The 1,889-nt window shown below is 57.8% G+C and carries 2 protein-coding genes and 1 pseudogene; 2 read left to right on the forward strand and 1 reads right to left on the reverse strand.

Annotated elements, in window-relative coordinates:
• A pseudogene (locus tag N5096_RS11970) lies at positions 1–188 on the forward strand (hypothetical protein); the annotation flags it as partial.
• 126 nt (positions 189–314) lie between these two features.
• Entirely contained in the window at positions 315–590 is a 276-nt protein-coding gene (locus N5096_RS11975) for a hypothetical protein (RefSeq protein WP_267664995.1), read from the forward strand.
• A 324-nt stretch (positions 591–914) separates the two neighbouring features.
• Here the strand turns inward: N5096_RS11975 and N5096_RS11980 are convergent.
• A partial coding sequence (locus N5096_RS11980; protein ID WP_267664997.1) for a homing endonuclease associated repeat-containing protein occupies positions 915–1,889 on the reverse strand: 975 nt, incomplete at its 5' end.

The raw sequence follows: 1,889 nt of genomic DNA on the forward strand, positions 1-1,889 counted from the left end.
CGGACGAGAAGCGCTCAAACACGCTGTCAAAGCTACTCTCTGAAATCAACAATGTGCTACACAAGAGCGTCCGAGAAAGGATCAAGAACGCCCTCTACGACTTTCATATCATCGCCCAGAACCTCCCTCTTGCGGATATCCAGCAGCTGTTCGAACCCGCCTACGACTGGTCGCGGGAGCGTCGGTAGCTAGACGAAGAGGGACGGACATCGGCCCAACCAGACATTGACCAGTTGCTCTGGAGTTGGTTAGCTCTTTTCGAGTTCTTCAGCTACGGGATGTACGCCGGAGGCAAGCGGGAGACACAAGTCCTGATGGAGGGGCTCGTTGAGGGAGGTATTGAGCGGGGATACCGCGAGTACCAGCACGACAACCTCCAGACGTACCGGGAGATCGATGTCGATCTCGGTCTCAACTACGGGAACCTCATGCTGCGGAACAACTACCTCCGGGGTGTTCAGCAGGACTTGCCGTCAGAGACATCCGAGATAGCCAAGGAAGTGTTGCGACTCCGCCGGCTGCGGAAGATCTCTCAGATAGATGCGTCTCGCTGGTTCGATGAGTACGTCCGGCAGCCAGAGTTTGATTAATGATTGCCCTTGATTCCGAAAAGAGGCTCAAACTGTTTCTCTCATCGTTTCACTCACACCTGTGTTGTTGAATCCGTTCCGGCAATCCGACCTTCCCACAGACGGGACACTCCCACAGGGATGTCGGCGGCAGGTCATTCCAGGCATCTAGCGCGGCGTCGAGCTGTGCTTCCACGATCGGGGAGTTAGTCGTGCGGCGGGCTTCGCGGAGGTGAATACGGAGCCGTTCACGCGCCGTGAGTGTCGTGTCTTCGGTCATAGTGGGACGGGATACTGGTGTCCCCGCCACCTATCGCCGGGGGCGAGCAACACCACCGGGTGCGGTTAGCGAATATCGGGCTGAAGCGGGGCGAACTCCTCCCATAGCATATGGTGGCGCTGACAGAGCGTGATCAGGTTCTCAAGCCGGTTCGCCCGCTCGTAGTCCAGAACCCCGTTGGCGTCGATGAATGTGCCAAGGGGCGTAATGTGATGGACGTTCAGATCACGATCCCAGCGCTCGCGATGGGTCTCACGGTCGATAGAACATCCTGGCATCTGGCACTCGAAACCGTCCCGTTCTAGGGCGCGTTTGCGCTGTCTGTACCAGTTCGGTCCGTATGAGATGTCCCCGTAACCACCTTTCCAGAGGGGATGCTCTGGGCCGCTTGGGTGGCCACGATACTCCATCCCGGCCGCTTCGACAGCCTGTTTCCACGATCCAAACCGGTCGAGGTAGAGGTACATCGTGAACTGGCCGTGTTCGTGCATCTCCGTGGAAGATGGAACGTGATCCAATTCGTCGCGAAGCCGCCTCAGTTCCGCCATCAGTTCGTCTTCTGGAACATCCTTTCTCGAGATTGGCTCGAATCCTGCTTCCCGCAACGCAGTATTCCAAGTGCCAAAATGCCGCTGCGCGACTTTCACCGACCACGCCCCCTGCTGTTCCATTTCCTGCGCCGTGGGCGGACGCCCGAGCTCTGTAGCGAGATTCTGGATCGCTTCGAGTACGTCCTCGTCTGCCGCCGGTTGTTGTGCGGTCGCTTCCAAGCCGGCTGCCCGAAGACCCTCATTCCACGACCCGAAATGTGCCTGTACGGTTCTCCCGGAGATATTTCCGTGTTCTTCCCACTCTTTCCGGGACGGAGAATGTCCGAGCTGAGCTGCGACTCGTTGTAGCTCCTTGATGACTTCCGTATCGGTATACCCGTTTGTTCGGGGTTCGAGTCCAGCCGCCTCCAGTCCCTCACTTGCCTTGTTTTGCCGCCGACTGACGGCAACTTCAGACGTTCTTACCGCAATATTCCGCCAGATTAACCC

The organism is Halorubrum yunnanense (assembly GCF_026586675.1).
Lineage (GTDB): Archaea > Halobacteriota > Halobacteria > Halobacteriales > Haloferacaceae > Halorubrum > Halorubrum yunnanense.

What these genes read in the sequence shown, in the direction of transcription:
- N5096_RS11975 (WP_267664995.1), top strand. Translation starts at nt 315, where the DNA reads ATGGAGGGGCTCGTTGAGGGAGGTATTGAGCGGGGATACCGCGAGTAC.